This is a genomic window from Pseudomonas xantholysinigenes (genome assembly GCF_014268885.2).
Lineage (GTDB): Bacteria > Pseudomonadota > Gammaproteobacteria > Pseudomonadales > Pseudomonadaceae > Aquipseudomonas > Aquipseudomonas xantholysinigenes.
Genome location: NZ_CP077095.1, coordinates 3,871,708 through 3,886,607 on the forward strand (window position 1 = coordinate 3,871,708; position 14,900 = coordinate 3,886,607).

Annotated in this window: 15 protein-coding genes; all 15 read right to left on the reverse strand. The window is 65.0% G+C overall.

Annotated elements, in window-relative coordinates; all coding sequences use genetic code 11:
• Nucleotides 1-8: 8 nt before the first annotated feature.
• Nucleotides 9-470, reverse strand: coding sequence for a flagellar motor switch protein FliN (gene fliN / locus HU772_RS17155; RefSeq protein ID WP_186660838.1), 462 nt, complete (start codon nt 468-470; stop codon nt 9-11).
• 46 nt (nt 471-516) lie between these two features.
• Entirely contained in the window at nt 517-1,485 is a 969-nt protein-coding gene (gene fliM / locus HU772_RS17160; protein WP_134690822.1) for a flagellar motor switch protein FliM, read from the reverse strand.
• A gap of 10 nt (nt 1,486-1,495) precedes the next feature.
• A complete protein-coding gene (gene fliL / locus HU772_RS17165; protein ID WP_186660841.1) occupies nt 1,496-1,993 on the reverse strand; it encodes a flagellar basal body-associated protein FliL in 498 nt (165 codons plus the stop codon).
• Nucleotides 1,994-2,125: 132 nt separating this feature from the next.
• Nucleotides 2,126-3,475, reverse strand: a complete 1,350-nt coding sequence (locus tag HU772_RS17170) for a flagellar hook-length control protein FliK (protein WP_186660843.1) — start codon at nt 3,473-3,475, stop codon at nt 2,126-2,128.
• Between the two features lie 72 nt (nt 3,476-3,547).
• Entirely contained in the window at nt 3,548-3,886 is a 339-nt protein-coding gene (locus HU772_RS17175) for an Hpt domain-containing protein (RefSeq protein ID WP_186660916.1), read from the reverse strand.
• Between the two features lie 65 nt (nt 3,887-3,951).
• Nucleotides 3,952-5,643: a SpoIIE family protein phosphatase gene (locus HU772_RS17180; RefSeq protein ID WP_186660845.1), complete on the reverse strand. Its 1,692-nt coding sequence runs from the start codon at nt 5,641-5,643 to the stop codon at nt 3,952-3,954.
• Nucleotides 5,644-5,651: 8 nt separating this feature from the next.
• Nucleotides 5,652-5,957: an STAS domain-containing protein gene (locus HU772_RS17185; RefSeq protein WP_186660846.1), complete on the reverse strand. Its 306-nt coding sequence runs from the start codon at nt 5,955-5,957 to the stop codon at nt 5,652-5,654.
• 257 nt (nt 5,958-6,214) lie between these two features.
• A complete protein-coding gene (gene fliJ, locus HU772_RS17190) occupies nt 6,215-6,667 on the reverse strand; it encodes a flagellar export protein FliJ (protein ID WP_186660848.1) in 453 nt (150 codons plus the stop codon).
• A gap of 6 nt (nt 6,668-6,673) precedes the next feature.
• Nucleotides 6,674-8,029, reverse strand: a complete 1,356-nt coding sequence (fliI, locus tag HU772_RS17195; RefSeq protein ID WP_104445086.1) for a flagellar protein export ATPase FliI — start codon at nt 8,027-8,029, stop codon at nt 6,674-6,676.
• Nucleotides 8,019-8,792 (reverse strand): flagellar assembly protein FliH, encoded by a 774-nt coding sequence (gene fliH / locus HU772_RS17200; RefSeq protein WP_186660850.1) that lies wholly within the window; start codon nt 8,790-8,792, stop codon nt 8,019-8,021. The genes fliI and fliH overlap by 11 nt, the downstream gene beginning before the upstream one ends.
• Before the next feature lie 105 nt (nt 8,793-8,897).
• On the reverse strand, nt 8,898-9,917 hold the full coding sequence (gene fliG / locus HU772_RS17205) for a flagellar motor switch protein FliG (RefSeq protein WP_028692791.1): 1,020 nt from the start codon (nt 9,915-9,917) through the stop codon (nt 8,898-8,900).
• Nucleotides 9,910-11,688, reverse strand: coding sequence for a flagellar basal-body MS-ring/collar protein FliF (gene fliF, locus HU772_RS17210; RefSeq protein WP_186660851.1), 1,779 nt, complete (start codon nt 11,686-11,688; stop codon nt 9,910-9,912). Before fliF ends, fliG begins: the two co-directional genes overlap by 8 nt.
• A gap of 15 nt (nt 11,689-11,703) precedes the next feature.
• Nucleotides 11,704-12,036 carry a flagellar hook-basal body complex protein FliE gene (gene fliE / locus HU772_RS17215; protein WP_104445083.1) on the reverse strand — a complete coding sequence of 111 codons (333 nt, stop codon included), beginning with the start codon at nt 12,034-12,036 and terminating at the stop codon, nt 11,704-11,706.
• 106 nt (nt 12,037-12,142) lie between these two features.
• Complete coding sequence (locus HU772_RS17220; RefSeq protein WP_186660853.1) at nt 12,143-13,510, reverse strand: sigma-54-dependent transcriptional regulator; 1,368 nt, start codon at nt 13,508-13,510, stop codon at nt 12,143-12,145.
• On the reverse strand, nt 13,510-14,721 hold the full coding sequence (locus tag HU772_RS17225; RefSeq protein WP_186660855.1) for a sensor histidine kinase: 1,212 nt from the start codon (nt 14,719-14,721) through the stop codon (nt 13,510-13,512). Before HU772_RS17225 ends, HU772_RS17220 begins: the two co-directional genes overlap by 1 nt.
• Nucleotides 14,722-14,900: the final 179 nt, after the last annotated feature.

The following is a 14,900-nucleotide window of genomic DNA, read 5'->3' on the forward strand; positions in this document are numbered from 1 at the left end:
CCCTTCACTCAGCGCAGCTTCTTGATACGTTCGCTGGGGCTGATCACGTCGGTCAGGCGGATGCCGAACTTCTCGTTGACCACCACCACCTCGCCGTGGGCGATCAGGGTGCCGTTGACCAGCACGTCCAGCGGCTCGCCCGCCAGGCGATCGAGCTCGATCACCGAGCCCTGGTTGAGCTGCAGCAGGTTGCGGATGCTGATTTCGGTGCTGCCCACTTCCATGGAGATGCTCACCGGGATATCCAGGATCACATCCAGGTTCGGACCTTCGAGGCTGACGTTCTCGTTGGGCTTTGGCGAGCTGGCGAACTCTTCCATCGGCAGACGTCCCGGACCCGAGGCGGCGTCGGCGGCCAACAAGGCGTCGATGTCGGACTGGCCGGCATCGCCGGTTTCTTCTAGGGCCGCGGCCCACTCATCGGCCAGGGCCTGTTCCTCGGGAGAGGTGATCTCGTTTTCGTTAGCCATGATTTCCTCGACAGGCATTCAATACGTTAGAGCGACCGGCACGCCGTCAGCGGCGCTCGATCGGGTCGATGATCTGCAGCGACAGGGTGCCTTTGTGCGAACCGAGGCGCGCCTTGAACGACGGCACGCCGTTGGCGCGCAGCACCAGGTGCTCGGGCAGCTCCACCGGGATCACATCGCCCGGCTGCATGTGCAGGATGTCGCGCAACTTGAGCTGGCGCCGGGCGACCGTGGCCGAGACCGGCACGTTGACGTCCAGCACGTCCTCGCGCAGGGCCTTGACCCAGCGCTCGTCCTGGTCGTCCAGGTCGGACTGGAAGCCGGCATCGAGCATCTCGCGCACCGGCTCGATCATCGAGTACGGCATGGTCACGTGCAGGTCGCCGCCGCCACCGTCCAGCTCGATGTGGAAGGTCGAGACCACCACCGCCTCGCTGGGGCCGACGATGTTGGCCATGGCCGGGTTGACCTCGGAGTTGATGTACTCGAAGTTGACCGGCATGATCGCCTGCCAGGCTTCTTTGAGATCGACGAAGCACTGGTCCAGGACCATGCGCACCACGCGCAGCTCGGTCGGAGTGAACTCACGCCCCTCGATCTTGGCATGGCGCCCGTCGCCGCCGAAGAAGTTGTCCACCAGCTTGAACACCAGCTTGGCGTCGAGGATGAACAGCGATGTACCGCGCAGCGGCTTGATCTTGACCAGGTTCAAGCTGGTCGGCACGTACAGCGAATGCACGTACTCGCCGAACTTCATCACCTGCACGCCGCCCACCGCCACGTCGGCGGAGCGCCGCAGCAGGTTGAACATGCTGATGCGGGTGTAACGGGCGAAGCGCTCGTTGATCATCTCCAGGGTCGGCATGCGCCCACGGACGATCCGATCCTGACTGGTCAGGTCGTAGCTCTTGATACTGCCGGGTTCGGCGGCACTTTCGGTTTGTACCAGCCCATCGTCCACCCCATGCAGCAGGGCGTCGATCTCATCCTGGGACAGCAGGTCCTGCACGGCCATCTATGTGCTCCTACTGCAATACGAAATTGGTGAACAGCAGTTGGTCGACGACCGGCCTGCCGACTTCTTTCTGCGCCACTTCCTGCACCACCGCGGTGGCTTTCTGGCGCAGCATCTCTTGGCCGACCGGGCTGCTGGCCAGGGTGTCGAAGCCCTGGCCGGAGAACATCATCACCAGGTTGTTGCGAATCACCGGCATGTGCACTTTCAGCGCGTCGAGGTCAGCCTGGCTGCGCCCCTGCATGGTGATGCTCACCTGCATGTAGCGTTGGCGGCCGTTCTGGTTGAAGTTGACCACGAAGGCCGGTGCCAGGGCCTCGTAGATCGCCGCCGGCTTGACGTTGCTCTGGGCCGCGTCGGCAGCAGGTGCAGATTCGCTCTTGTGCATGAAGAACCAAGTTGCGCCCACCGACAGGCCGACCGCCAGGAGCAGGGCCAGCACCAGCAGCAGGATCAGCTTGAGTTTGCCTTTAGTGGCGGGGTCTTTCACTGCGTCGCTCTTCGCCATGCCAATAATCCGTCGTCCATCGCGGTTTCAAAGAAGGATGACGTGGCTTGAGCAAGTGTTATGCCAGATTTGCCGGCTGGGGGACGATTGCGCTCCCCAGCCCGACGCGGTGGATGGCACTGCGCAGATGAATCAGGCGTAGTAGTCGACCGCGCTGTCACCCACCACCTGTTGCGTTACCGGGCGCGCGGCATCGGCCAGCTCGCCGCCTTCCCCGCCCGCCTCGGCACGGCGCGCAGCGACGCCCGAGAGATTGCTCGAACCGCCCTGCTGCGCCTGCTGTTGCTGCTGGCCGCGCGACTGATCGGCAACACTGACGTCCGGCTGGGCCAGGCCCTGCTGGGTGAACAGCTCACGCAGGCGGTGCACCTGGCTGTCGAGCGCATCGCGCACGCCGGCGTGGCCACTGACGAAGTGAATCTGGGTCGACTGGTCCGCCGCTACGTTGACGCGAATGTCCAGGCGCCCCAGCTCAGCGGGCTCGAGCTGGATATCCGCCGATTTGAGGTTCTGGCTGGACAGGTACATGACCCGATTGACCAGGCCTTCGGTCCAGGCGCCCTGATTCATCGCCAAGGGCTGTTGCAGCGGGCTCGGGGTGGCCGGCACGGCATTGGCCGTCTTCGCGGTCACCGCCTGGGTCAGGTTGGCCAGGCGATTGGCGAAGTCATCGACCCGCGTATCGCTGCTGGCGCCCTTGATATCCTTGAGCCCGTCGTCGAGCAGGCCGGCAAAGGCCTTGTCGCCATGCTCGGCATGCCCAGCCTGCGCCTCATCCTTGCCGGTGGCATTCGCCAAGGTATTGACGGCGACAGCTGCCGGATCGGCGGGTTGCTGACTGGCTTCGCTACGCGGGCTGGCAGCATGGGCCGAGGTCGTGCCCTTGGCCTGGGCATCCTGTTCCAACGCCAGGCGCAAGGTCGGCATGTTGGCCAGCGGGTCGGCCTCAGGGTCGAACGCGGCCTTCGCCGCCTCTTCCGTTGCACTGGCAGCCGCCGACATTGGCGCCGGCTGCGGCGCTGGCTGCAGGGGAGGCTGGACCGCCGCCTGCAGCACCGGAGCCACGGCCTCGGCCTGGGCCTGAAGCAACTGCGCCCCCGGCTGCGCATCGGTTACCTGCCCCGCCACCAAACTGGCATCGAGGGGCGCGGATACTTCACCGTCAGAGGCGTCATCGGCATCGGCGGCGGGCGAAGTCTTCGCCGCCGATGGCAAGTGCTTGCCGTCATCGGCAACCGTCGGCGCACCGCTGCCGCTCGGTTTGCCGCCTGCAGCAGCGTCAGTCGTGTCGCGCTTCTTGCCTGGCGCGGCCTTGTCGTCTCGGGCCGGAACACTGTCACGCCCCTGATTAGCCATGACCTTGTCGAAGCCCGGGGCCTGGTCGGACGCGGCCTGCTGCGGCTTGTCCGACGCGCCGACAGCGGGGCGCGGGGCCTTGTTCAGCAGACCGGCTTGCAACAATGGATTGGGTGCGACAGGCATTGAAAGGTCTCCGCGCCAGAAGCTGAAAATCATGTCTGGAGCAGGAAAAGCAAGACTCGCGCCAAGTGCGTGCTACTGGGTAGAAATTCGTTGCCGCTCACCCCGGTAGAACCGCTGCACTTCGAGGTACTCCTGATCGATGCGGTTGATCAGGTCCTCGATGCCATACAGTGGCTGCTGCCGCACACGGTCTTCAAGCTGCTGGCACAGAGCAGCCAATCCCGTGGCCCCCATGTTGCTGCTGCTCCCTTTGAAGCTATGCGCCGCCATCCCGAGCTCATCCGCATCCTTGGCCTCATGCAACTGGCTCAGACGCCGCTCGGAATCCTCCAGAAAGGTTTCCAGCAACTGCAGGTAGCCATCTTCCATGACCTCCTGGAGGTCACTCAGCACTTTGTGATCGATATGCATGTCCACTTGCTCACTCCCTGATCAAGCCTGATTACACCAGAGCCCGCGACAGCACCAACACCGACTCACCACTCAAAATCCACCTGCGCCACGCAGCCGCCCTCCAGCCAACGCGCACGGCGACCCAGGCGCTGCACCAGGTTCACTCCGCGCCCACTGAAACCATGCGCGACAGGCCTGCCGGCCAACACCTGCGCCACATCGAACCCCGCGCCACTGTCGCGCACTTCGACCAACAGACGCCCTCCAGCGCCCTGCGGCTCCACCCGCAGGTCGATGATGACAAAGCCCTCGACCTGCCCGGCAAGGCGCTCGGCACGTTGCCGATAGTACTCCGCGAACCCTTGGGCGTCTCGCTTGAGCCGTGAATTCAGCCCAAGCACACCGTGCTCCAGGGCATTGGAGTACAACTCGCTGAGCACACTGTGCAACCGACCACTGATGGGCCGCAGCCCATGGATCTCCTGCAGCAACTGCACCAGGTAAGGCACCGGGTTGAAACGTCGCAGGCTCTCCCCGCGCAGCTCGAAACGCATCGACCAGTCCAATGGACTGGAGCGCCCGCTGTCGGAGTAGATCACCGCCGGCACGACCACCTGGTCGGGCGCGAGCATACGGATATCGCACAGACTGATGTCGTCCCGGGGCCGCCCGCCGAAATGCTCCAGCGCCTGCATGACCTCGTCGAACAGACGGTCCGGCTGGCGATTGCCGGCCAGCACCTGACGCAAGCGCTGGACGCCGAACAGGCAGTCCTGCGCATCGCCGGTATCGACCACGCCGTCGGACAACAGGAACAAACGCTCGCCTGCCGCCAGCGGCAGGACCTCGGTAGCGTCGTCGAACTGCTCTGCGGCGAGGATGCCCAGCGGCAAATGCCGCGACGGCAGCACCGCCAATACCTCACCCTCAGCGGACAGGCGGTAGCCATCAGGCATGCCGCCATTCCACACCTCGACCGTGCCACGCTGGAAGCTCAGGTTGAGCAACAGCGCGCAACAGAACATATCCACCGGCAGGATGCGCTTGAGCTTGGCGTTCATCTCGCGCAAGGTCTCGACCAGGCCATAGCCCTTGGCGGTCATGCCATAGAACACCTCGGCCAGCGGCATGGCGCCCACCGCCGCAGGCAGGCCGTGGCCGGTGAAATCGCCCAGCAGCACATGCATGTCACCGGATGGCGTGAACGCCGCCAACAGCAGGTCGCCATTGAACAGCGCATAGGGTGATTGCAGGTAGCGGATATTAGAGGCTTTCAGGCAACCGGCATGCGCCACCTTGTCGAACACTGCCTTGGCCACCCGCTGCTCGTTGAGCAGGTGGTGGTGATGCTGGGTTATCTGGTCGCGCTGCTCGAGCACCGTGGCCTGCAGCCGGCGCAAACGGTCCATGGCGCGAATCTTGGCAGCAAGAATCACCGCGCTGTAGGGCTTGGCCATGAAGTCATCGCCGCCGGCCTCGAGACAGCGCACCAACGCTTCCTCCTCGTTGAGCGAGGTAAGAAAGATGATCGGCACCAGCGCCTCGCCGGCCAGCGCCTTGATCCGTCGCGCCGCCTCGAAACCATCCATCACCGGCATCAGGGCGTCCAGCAACACCAGTTGCGGACGCCGCTCGGCAAACAAAGCAACTGCCTGCTCGCCGTTTTCCGCGGTAAGCACCTCATGGCCCTGGCGCCTAACGATCTGCGCCAACAACAGGCGATCGGCGGCGCCGTCCTCGGCTACCAGCACGGTCAAGGCCTGCTCGACGGGCATGACGACACTCAACTGATGTCGAACAGCTTTTCAAAGTTGGAAATAGCCAGGATCTTGCGCACATCCGGGCTGGCGTGGACCACGCGGATATCCGACTCTTCACCGCCGACATGGTCACGCAGCAGCAGCAACATCCCCAGCGCCGAGCTGTCGAGGTAGGTCGCTTCCTTGAGGTCGACCACCACCGCGTCCGGCTTTGGGCGCTGGCGTTCGTAAGCGTCCCGGAATTCCTGGTGCTTGCCGAAATCGAAACGACCCTTGACCTTAATCGTCAGCTTTTTCCCGTCCTGTGAGAAATCAGTTTCGACTGCCATACGAGCGATTCCTTCGATAATGGCGAATGCGACTCCTGAAGGTTTAGCAGCCAGCCAGACACCCCGCAAGCTGTAGGAGCCAGCCTTGCTGGCGAACCAGGCAACGCGGCGCCTGGCACCGGCTGCGCCGGTGTTCGCGGCTGAAGCCGCTCCCACAGGGACCGCGCTGACCTCAGGGTATGCACTGCACCTGTGGGAGCGGGCTCGCGCCAGATCGAGAAGTTTCAGCAAGACAGTTGCGCCCACCAAGGGCGCCGCTAGAGATGCCCTTGGCGCGGCAAGCGCTGGGACAGCTCGTCGAGCAGCTTCTGCTCGCGCTTGTCCTCGGCCCGGCGCGCCTCGTCCAGGTAGCGCTGCACCAGCTTGCGCAACCCCTCGACCCGGGCATAGGCCTGCTGCCAGGTGTTGCGCGCATTGTTCAGGTTGTTCTGGTGCCAGGCCATGCTCTGGCGCTGCTGGGCCATCGCCGTTTCCAGCTGCCCGAGGAAGCGCTGGTAATTGACCAACCAGTTACCGTCGACCCCTTGCGAGCCACGGTTGATCCACTGCTGCTGGTACGCTTCGCGAAAACTCTCGAGCTCGGCCAGTTTGGCCTGGGCGTCGCTGAGCAGCTTCTGGAAATGCCCCAGGCGCTGCGCCGCCTTGCGCTCGGCCTCCTCGGCCATCTCCACCACGGGCACCAGGCGCGCGGCACGGCTGGGTTGGGCCATGGCCTATCAGCCCGCCGGCGGCGCGAACACCGCGGCCAGTTCTTCACGGCTCTGCGCCATGCCGACGTTTTCATCCAGGCGCTGGCGCAGGAAGTCCACCAGCTTGGGCTGCAGGGCAATGGCCAGGTCGGTCTCCGGATCACCGCCAGCCACATAGGCACCGACGCTGATCAGGTCGCGACTCTGCGACAGTCGCGACCACAGCTGCTTGAACTTCTGCGCCTGGCGCAGATGATCCGGGTCGACCACCTGAGGCATGACCCGGCTGATCGAAGCCTCGATATCGATGGCCGGGTAATGCCCTTCCTCGGCCAGGCGCCGGGACAGCACGAAGTGCCCGTCGAGCACACCCCGCGCCGAGTCGGCGATCGGGTCCTGCTGGTCGTCACCTTCAGACAGCACCGTGTAGAACGCAGTGATCGAGCCGCCACCCGGCTCGCCGTTGCCGGCCCGCTCAACCAGCTTGGGCAACTTGGCGAACACCGAAGGCGGATAACCGCGGGTAGCCGGCGGCTCGCCGATGGCCAGGGCGATTTCACGCTGGGCCTGGGCGAAACGGGTCAGTGAATCCATCAGCAGCAGGACGTTCTTGCCCTTGTCGCGAAAATACTCGGCGATTCGCGTGCAATACATGGCCGCGCGCAGCCGCATCAACGGCGCGTCGTCGGCGGGCGAAGCCACCACCACCGAACGCTTGAGCCCCTCCTCACCGAGGATGTGCTCGATGAATTCCTTCACCTCGCGACCACGCTCGCCGATCAGCCCAACCACGATGATCTCGGCCTCGGTAAAACGGGTCATCATGCCCAACAGCACCGACTTGCCGACACCGGTACCGGCGAACAAGCCCAGGCGCTGGCCACGACCGACAGTGAGCAGGCCGTTGATGCTGCGAATTCCCACATCCAGCGGCTGGCTGATGGGGTCGCGGTTGAGCGGGTTGATGATCGGGCCGTCCATCGGCACCCAGTCCTCGGCCTTCATGCCGCCCTTGCCGTCCAGCGCGCGTCCGGCGCCATCGAGCACCCGGCCAAGCATGCTCATGCCCATGGGCAGGCGACCGCTGTCATCCAGCGGCACCACCCGGGCGCCGGGCGCCAAGCCAACGATACTGCCGACCGGCATGAGGAACACCTTGCTGCCGGCAAAGCCCATGACCTCGGCCTCGACCTGCACCGGGTGGTAGCTGTCATCGTTGATCACCAGGCAGCGACTGCCCACCGCCGCGCGCAGGCCCTCGGCCTCGAGCGTGAGGCCGACCATGCGCAGCAGGCGGCCTTCGACGATCGGCTGCTCGGGCAGTTTCACCGCGTCGGCGTAGCCTTCAAGGCGCTTGCCGAAACTGGTGCGATCAAGGCGCATCGGTTTCACCCTGGGCAGCGTCCAGCTCCAGCGAAATATCCGCCGCCGCCGGGTGCAGGGCCTGGTCGTGGGATTGGTCGAACAACTGCGCGATGGCCTTGTCGATCCGCGTTTCCATGGTCGCGTCTATGCGACTGTGGGCAGTTTCGATACGACAGCCCCCCGGCAACAACGCCTCGTCCTCGAGCAACTTCCAGTTTTCCTCGTGGCGCTCGCGCAGGGCCTTGGCCAGCTCGAAGTCCTGGGGATTGAGGTGGATGCGGATATTGTCGGCGCCCATTGGCAGCAATTTCAGCGCTTCGCGCAGGACATGGGTGATCTGGCTGGAGTCGCCGCGCAACTCGCGGCCGATGACCTGGCGGGTCATGCTCGCGACCAGTTGCACCAGGGCTTTCTCGATCTGGGTGTCCTGCTCGGCAATCGGCTCCAGCAGGTGGCCCATCACCTGCTCGAGGCTCGCCAGTTTGGCCGCCAGGGCCACCTCGGCCTCCTGGCGCACTTTCAACTGCGTGCTGTGGAAACCTTCGCGCTCGCCGGTGGCGAAGCCTTCGTTATAGGCCTCCTGGCGGATGGCTTCGAGCTCTTCGAGGGTCAGTGGCTGGACTTCCTCCAGCGGGACCTCTTCGACTTCTTCCTCGATGGCTTCCGGCTCAGGTTCTGGCTCAGGTTCGGGTTCCGGGTCGAAGCTGGGCAGCGCCCACACATCGACGCCCTCGAGGTCGCGGGCGCGGATCAGGTCGCTGGGGTGTTCGGTGGTGGACATGCTCAAAAACCTCTTTAGCGGCAAGTATCAAGCTTCAAGCTGCAAGAAAAGGCGGCCCTCGCTCGGCCCGCTATTTCTTGTCGCTTGCCGCTTGAAACTTGCCGCTTAAATCATTTCCTCGGCGCCCTTGCCGCCCAGCACGATCTCGCCGGCCTCGGCCATGCGGCGGGCGATGGTGAGGATTTCCTTCTGCGCCGTTTCCACATCGCTGACCCGTACCGGCCCCTTGGCCTCCAGGTCGTCGCGCAGCAGCTCGGACGCACGCTTGGACATGTTCTTGAAGATCTTGTCCTTGACCCGCTCGTCGGCGCCCTTGAGCGACACCACCAGCACGTCGGAGGACACTTCGCGCAGCAGCGCCTGGATACCGCGGTCGTCGACATCGGCCAGATTGTTGAAAACGAACATCAGGTCTTCGATCTGCTCCGACAGGTCGCTGTCGATCTCGCGGATCGCGTCCATCAGCGCGCCTTCCACCGAACTGTCGAGGAAGTTCATGATATCGGCGGCGCGCTTGATGCCGCCCAGGGTGGTGCGCGCGGCGTTGGAGTTGCCCGAGAACTGCTTCTCGAGGATCTGGTTCAGCTCCTTGAGCGCCGCCGGTTGCACGGTGTTGAGCGACGACACGCGCAGGACGATGTCCAGACGCACCTTGTGGTCGAAGTTGCTCAGCACCTCGCCGGCCTGGTCGGGGTCGAGGTAGGCGACCACGATGGCCTGGATCTGTGGGTGCTCGTAACGGATGACGTCGGCCACCGCGCGCGGCTCCATCCACTTGAGGCTGTCCAGGCCGCTGGTGTTGCCACCGAGCAGGATGCGGTCGATCAGGCCGTTGGCCTTGTCCTCGCCGAGGGCCTGGTTGAGCATCTTGCGAATGTAGCCGTCGGAGCCGACGCCCAGGCTGGTCTGGTCGCCGACGATCTCGACGAACTCGCTCATCACCTGCTCGACCTGCTCGCGATGGACGTTGCCCATCTGCGCCATGGCCACACCGACCCGCTGCACTTCCTTGGGCCCCATGTGGCGCAGTACCTGCGCGGCATCGGTCTCGCCGAGCGAGAGCAGGAGGATGGCCGCCTTGTCGACGCGGCTCAGCTTGGCGGTAATGGCTCGATTGTCACTCATCGGCGTTGATCCACTCTTTCACGACCTGGGCCACGCGGCCCGGGTCTTCGGCCACCAGGCCCTTGATTGCGTTGAGCTGTGCCTCGTAACCCTCGCTGGGGCTTGGCAACAGAATGCTTGTCGGGCCACCCAGGCTGACGCGGTCGTTGGCCAGTTCGCCATCCAGACCGATCATGCCGCCCAGCTCCATGTCGCTGTCCGTGGCCGCCTGCTTGCCGCCACCTGTGATGTTGTTGAGCACCGGACGCAGCACGCCGAACACCAGTACCAGGATGAACAGCACGCCCAGCACCTGCTTGACGATGTCCCAGAACCACGGCTGCGAGTAGAACGGAATGTCGCCCAGCTCATCGCCACGGTCGGCGGCGAACGGCACGTTGATCACGGTGACGCTGTCGCCACGGCTGGCATCGAAGCCCACCGCGTCCTGCACCAGGCGAGTGAAGCGCGCCAGGTCCTCGGCGCCCCACGGGGTGCGGGTGGCCTCGCCGCTGGTGGCGTCCAGCTTGACCTGGTCGTCCACCACCACGGCCACCGACAGGCGGGTCAGGCGACCCTGCTGCTGACGGGTGTGGCTGATGGAGCGGTCCAGCTCGAAGTTCTTGGTGCTCTGCTGGCGCTTGTCGCTCGGGTATGGCGCGAGCATCGGCTGGCCGGTAGCCGGATCCATGATCTGCTGGCCGTTGGCGTCCACCAGCGGTTGGCCAGGCTGGATGGCGCCGGCCGGCGTGGCGGCGGTCTTGGCATTTTCAGGCGCGGAGGCACCGGCCGGCGGCTGGTTGCTCAAGGCGCCCGGCACGCCCTGCGGGCCCTGGCTGCTGGCACGCTGCTCGTTGACCGACTGCTCGCTGCGCAGCGCCGGCTGGTCTGGGTTGAATTGCTCGGAGGTGGACTCGACGGCGCTGAAGTCGACGTCGGCCGACACTTCCGCCTTGTAGCGATCATTGCCCAGCACCGGCTGCAGGATGTTGTGCACGCGCTGGGTGAGCATGCCTTCCATGCGGCGGCTGTAGTCGAACTGCTTGCCGGCCATGGTCAGGGCGGTGTCCTGCAACTGGTCGGACAGCAGGTTGCCTTTCTGGTCGACCACGGTCACCTGGGACTTGTCCAGCTCCGGGACGCTGGTGGCCACCAGGTTGACGATCGCCATCACCTGGCCGGCCTCAAGGGCACGACCCGGGTACAGCTCTACCAGTACCGAGGCGCTGGGCTTGCGCTCGTCGCGCACGAACACCGAGCTTTTCGGGATCGCCAGGTGCACGCGAGCGGCCTTGACGTTGTTCAGGCTCGACACGGTACGCGCCAGCTCGCCTTCCAGGCCGCGGCGGTAGCGGGTGGCTTCCATGAACTGGCTGGTGCCCAACCCTTGGTCTTTATCGAGCAGCTCGAAACCGACGTTGCCGTCACTGGGTGCCACGCCGGCGGCCGCAAGTTTAAGGCGCGCACGGGAGAGGTCGTCGGCCTTGACCAGCAGCGCGCCGGAATTGGGTTCGACGCGGTAGGGAATGTCGGCCGAAGCCAGGGTATCGACCACCTGCTTGGTGTCCATGCCCGCCAGGCTGCCGTACAGCGGCCGGTAGTCCGGCTGCTGCGACCAGAGCACCACGGCAAAGCCGATGGCCACGCTCGCGGCCAGGCCGACCAACAGGCCAACCTGACGCAGCACGGGCATCTGCGAGATGTTTTCCAGGAACGCCATGCCGAACAGCGGCGGCTTGGCGGCTGGCGGGCCACTCTTGGCGGGGGCGTTATCGACGACTGCTTCGGCCATGACTCACTCTCGCCCTTATACCGGCATCTGCATGATGTCCTGGTACGCCTGTACCAGCTTGTTGCGCACCTGGGTCAAGGCCTGGAACGACACGGAGGCTTTCTGCGAGGCGATCATCACGTCGGTCAGGTCGACGCCGCTCTTGCCGATTTCGAAGGCGTTGGCCAGCTGGGTGGACGCCTGCTGCGTCTCATGCACCTTGCCTATGGCCTGGCCGAGCATGTCGGCGAAGCTGCTCTGCCCCGGCGCCAGCTCAGGCGCGGCAGCCACCTTGGGCAGGGACATGGCATCGGCCTGCATGGCGCGCATGTCCAACATCAGACGATTGAATTCAACACCTTGGGTCATGGACTTCTCTCTCCGGCGGCCGCATTTTTTTGACACTCATGCAGCGAATAGGCTGGAACTAGCAAGAGGAGTGCCAGCCAGCCTGTGGATCATTCAAAACGGTGCATCAGCCGAACAGGCTGGCCTCGACATCGAAACCGGCGTCACGCATCTGCGCCAGCTTGTAGCGCAGCGTGCGCGGGCTGATGCCCAAGCGTTCGGCGGCCTCCTTGCGACGCCCGCGCTCGACACGCAGGGTGTCGATGATCGTCTGGAATTCATGGCGACGCATGTCATCCTCCAAGCCCCCTGTCTCTGCGCCCTGATCGACGCATAATGGCGAAATAGTGGCCACTTTCGACGACGACAATGGAATGACGCCCGCCAGACAGAAATCCGCCGCTTCGATGACACCACCTTGCTGCAGAATCAGCGCGCGCTGCAGGGCGTTGTCCAGTTCACGCACGTTCCCCGGCCAGGCGTAGGCCTGCAGGCAGGCACGGGCATCGGCGGACAAGCTGACCTGGGCGTGCCGCATCTTCGCTACATGCCGGGCCAGCAGGCGCTCGGCCAGCGGCAGGATGTCACCGGGACGCTCGCGCAACGCCTGCCAGGCCATGGGGAACACCGACAGTCGGTAGAACAGGTCTTCGCGGAAGCGCCCAGCCGCCACCTCGGCAGCCAGGTCGCGGTTGGTGGTTGCCAGCACGCGGATATCCAGGGCGATAGGCTTGCGCCCACCGACCCGCTCCACCTCGCGCTCCTGCAACACGCGCAGCAGCTTGGCCTGCAGGCCCAGCGGCATTTCGGAAATCTCGTCGAGCAACAAGGTGCCGCCATCGGCCTGCTCGAACTTGCCGGCCTGGGCCGCAATAGCGCCGGTGAAGGCACCTTTTTCATGGCCAAACAGCGTGGCCTCGAGCATGTTGTCGGGGATCGCGGCGCAGTTGATCGCCACGAAAGCCTGGCCGGCCCGCGGCGACTGCTGGTGAATGTAACGGGCGAGCACTTCCTTGCCGGTGCCCGACTCACCGGAAATCAATACCGTGGAATCGCTGCGCGCGACCCGCACCGCCAACTCCAACAGCTGCCGGCTGGCCGGCTCGCAAGCCACCGGCCCTTCATCCTCGGCAGCGCCCACGGCATGACGCGCCACCAGGCTGAGCAGGGCCTTGGGTTCGAACGGCTTGACCAGGTAATCGGCGGCGCCCTGGCGCATGGCGTCGACCGCCCGCTCCACCGCGGCATGGGCAGTCATCAGCAACACCGGCAACTGCGGGTGCTGGCGGCGCAACTGCGCCAGCAGTTGATGGCCGTCCATGCCCGGCATGTTCACATCGCTGACCACCAGGCCGAAGGCCTCCTCCCCCACCACCTGCAACGCCTCCTCGGCACTGCCGACGGCGCGATGAGCGAACCCGCCGATTTCCAGGGTGTCAGCCAGGGCCTGACGCAATACCCGGTCATCCTCGACCAGCAGCACCTTGATACTCATTACCCCTCCTCCCGCGCGTCGATCAACGGCAGGATCACGGTCACGCACGTGCCGCGCCCCACCCTGGAACGCAGGCGCAATTCACCACGATGGGCACGCACCACTGCCTGCACCACCGCCAACCCCAGGCCGGTACCGGTGGCCTTGGTGGTCAGGAACGGCTCGCCCAGGCGTGCCAGCAACTGCTCGTCGATACCGCTGCCGGCATCGCTGACGCACAGGTGCACGGCCGATCCACGACGCATCAGGTGCACCTTCAAGCGGGCCGGTTCGGCACTGGCCTGCAGGGCATTCTCGATGAGGTTGAGCAAGGCACCGACCAGGGTGTCGCGGTTACACAGCAACTCGCCCAAGTGGCTGTCGCACTGCCAGCGCACCGCATGCCCCTGCACATGGAGCTGGGCCGCCTGCTGCAAGGCCTGGAACAGCGCCTTGGGGCTAACCCGGTCATTGAGCGGCAGCTCGCCCCGGGCGAACACCAGCATGTCCCGCACCTGGTGCTCGAGTTCATGCAGGCGCTCCTTGAGGCTGCCCGCGAAACGCTGGCGGGTTTCGGTCGGCAGCGCCTGATCCGGGTCGGCCAGGTGACTGGCATAGAGCATTGCGGCCGACAACGGCGTGCGGATCTGGTGAGCCAGCGACGCCACCATGCGCCCCAGCGACGACAGGCGCTGGTGACGCGCCAACTGGTCCTGCAGGCGACGGGTTTCAGTCAGGTCGTTGAGCAACACCAACTGCCCGGGCTCGGCGTCCAGCGAGCGGGTGGCAATCGACAGGCGACGGCCATCGCGCAGGGACACCTCATGGCCATCGTCCTCGCGCGGCGCGAAGCTGCGTGCAATCACCTGCCGCCAGAGCAGCCCGATCAGCGGTTCGCCGAGCAACTCGCAGGCCGCCGGATTGGCCTCGCGCACATAGCCGTCGGCGTCGATCACGATCACCCCGCCCGGTAGCAGGTCGAGCAGGTTCTGCAAGCGATTGGCCAGGCGTTCCTTCTCATCCAGCTCGGCCATGCGCTGGCCACTGACCACCGCCAGCTCACCCTTGAGTTCACTGACCCGGGCCTCGAGCAGGTTATAAGACTGGCTCAACTGGCTGGATACCTGGTCGAACAGGGCGAACGCCTGCTCAAGCCCCTGCCGGCTTTCCTGCTCGAGCGGGGTGTGCCCGCGCGAATCGGGGGCTGGGGAACGGTGGGCGGCCTGGGGCATCGTGCTCTCTCGCATGGCTGACCGTCATAAAAACGGTATGTTGCCTGCGGTGTAGCAATAGCCGTGCCGAAGATGGGGATTAAAGGAAGCCGACTGCCATGGCGACCGCGCCGGGCTCAAGCCATGCGCTGCGCCTGTGGGAGCGCGGCAAATTGCAGTATCCGGGCAAACAGGCGATG

What these genes read in the sequence shown, in the direction of transcription:
- fliJ (WP_186660848.1), bottom strand. Translation starts at nt 6,667, where the DNA reads ATGGCCCAACCCAGCCGTGCCGCGCGCCTGGTGCCCGTGGTGGAGATG.
- fliN (WP_186660838.1), bottom strand. Translation starts at nt 470, where the DNA reads ATGGCTAACGAAAACGAGATCACCTCTCCCGAGGAACAGGCCCTGGCC.
- fliF (WP_186660851.1), bottom strand. Translation starts at nt 11,688, where the DNA reads ATGGCCGAAGCAGTCGTCGATAACGCCCCCGCCAAGAGTGGCCCGCCA.
- fliI (WP_104445086.1), bottom strand. Translation starts at nt 8,029, where the DNA reads ATGCGCCTTGATCGCACCAGTTTCGGCAAGCGCCTTGAAGGCTACGCC.
- fliE (WP_104445083.1), bottom strand. Translation starts at nt 12,036, where the DNA reads ATGACCCAAGGTGTTGAATTCAATCGTCTGATGTTGGACATGCGCGCC.
- HU772_RS17170 (WP_186660843.1), bottom strand. Translation starts at nt 3,475, where the DNA reads ATGCCTGTCGCACCCAATCCATTGTTGCAAGCCGGTCTGCTGAACAAG.
- HU772_RS17180 (WP_186660845.1), bottom strand. Translation starts at nt 5,643, where the DNA reads ATGCCCGTCGAGCAGGCCTTGACCGTGCTGGTAGCCGAGGACGGCGCC.
- fliL (WP_186660841.1), bottom strand. Translation starts at nt 1,993, where the DNA reads ATGGCGAAGAGCGACGCAGTGAAAGACCCCGCCACTAAAGGCAAACTC.
- fliG (WP_028692791.1), bottom strand. Translation starts at nt 9,917, where the DNA reads ATGAGTGACAATCGAGCCATTACCGCCAAGCTGAGCCGCGTCGACAAG.
- fliH (WP_186660850.1), bottom strand. Translation starts at nt 8,792, where the DNA reads ATGTCCACCACCGAACACCCCAGCGACCTGATCCGCGCCCGCGACCTC.
- HU772_RS17225 (WP_186660855.1), bottom strand. Translation starts at nt 14,721, where the DNA reads ATGCCCCAGGCCGCCCACCGTTCCCCAGCCCCCGATTCGCGCGGGCAC.
- fliM (WP_134690822.1), bottom strand. Translation starts at nt 1,485, where the DNA reads ATGGCCGTGCAGGACCTGCTGTCCCAGGATGAGATCGACGCCCTGCTG.
- HU772_RS17220 (WP_186660853.1), bottom strand. Translation starts at nt 13,510, where the DNA reads ATGAGTATCAAGGTGCTGCTGGTCGAGGATGACCGGGTATTGCGTCAG.
- HU772_RS17175 (WP_186660916.1), bottom strand. Translation starts at nt 3,886, where the DNA reads ATGCATATCGATCACAAAGTGCTGAGTGACCTCCAGGAGGTCATGGAA.
- HU772_RS17185 (WP_186660846.1), bottom strand. Translation starts at nt 5,957, where the DNA reads ATGGCAGTCGAAACTGATTTCTCACAGGACGGGAAAAAGCTGACGATT.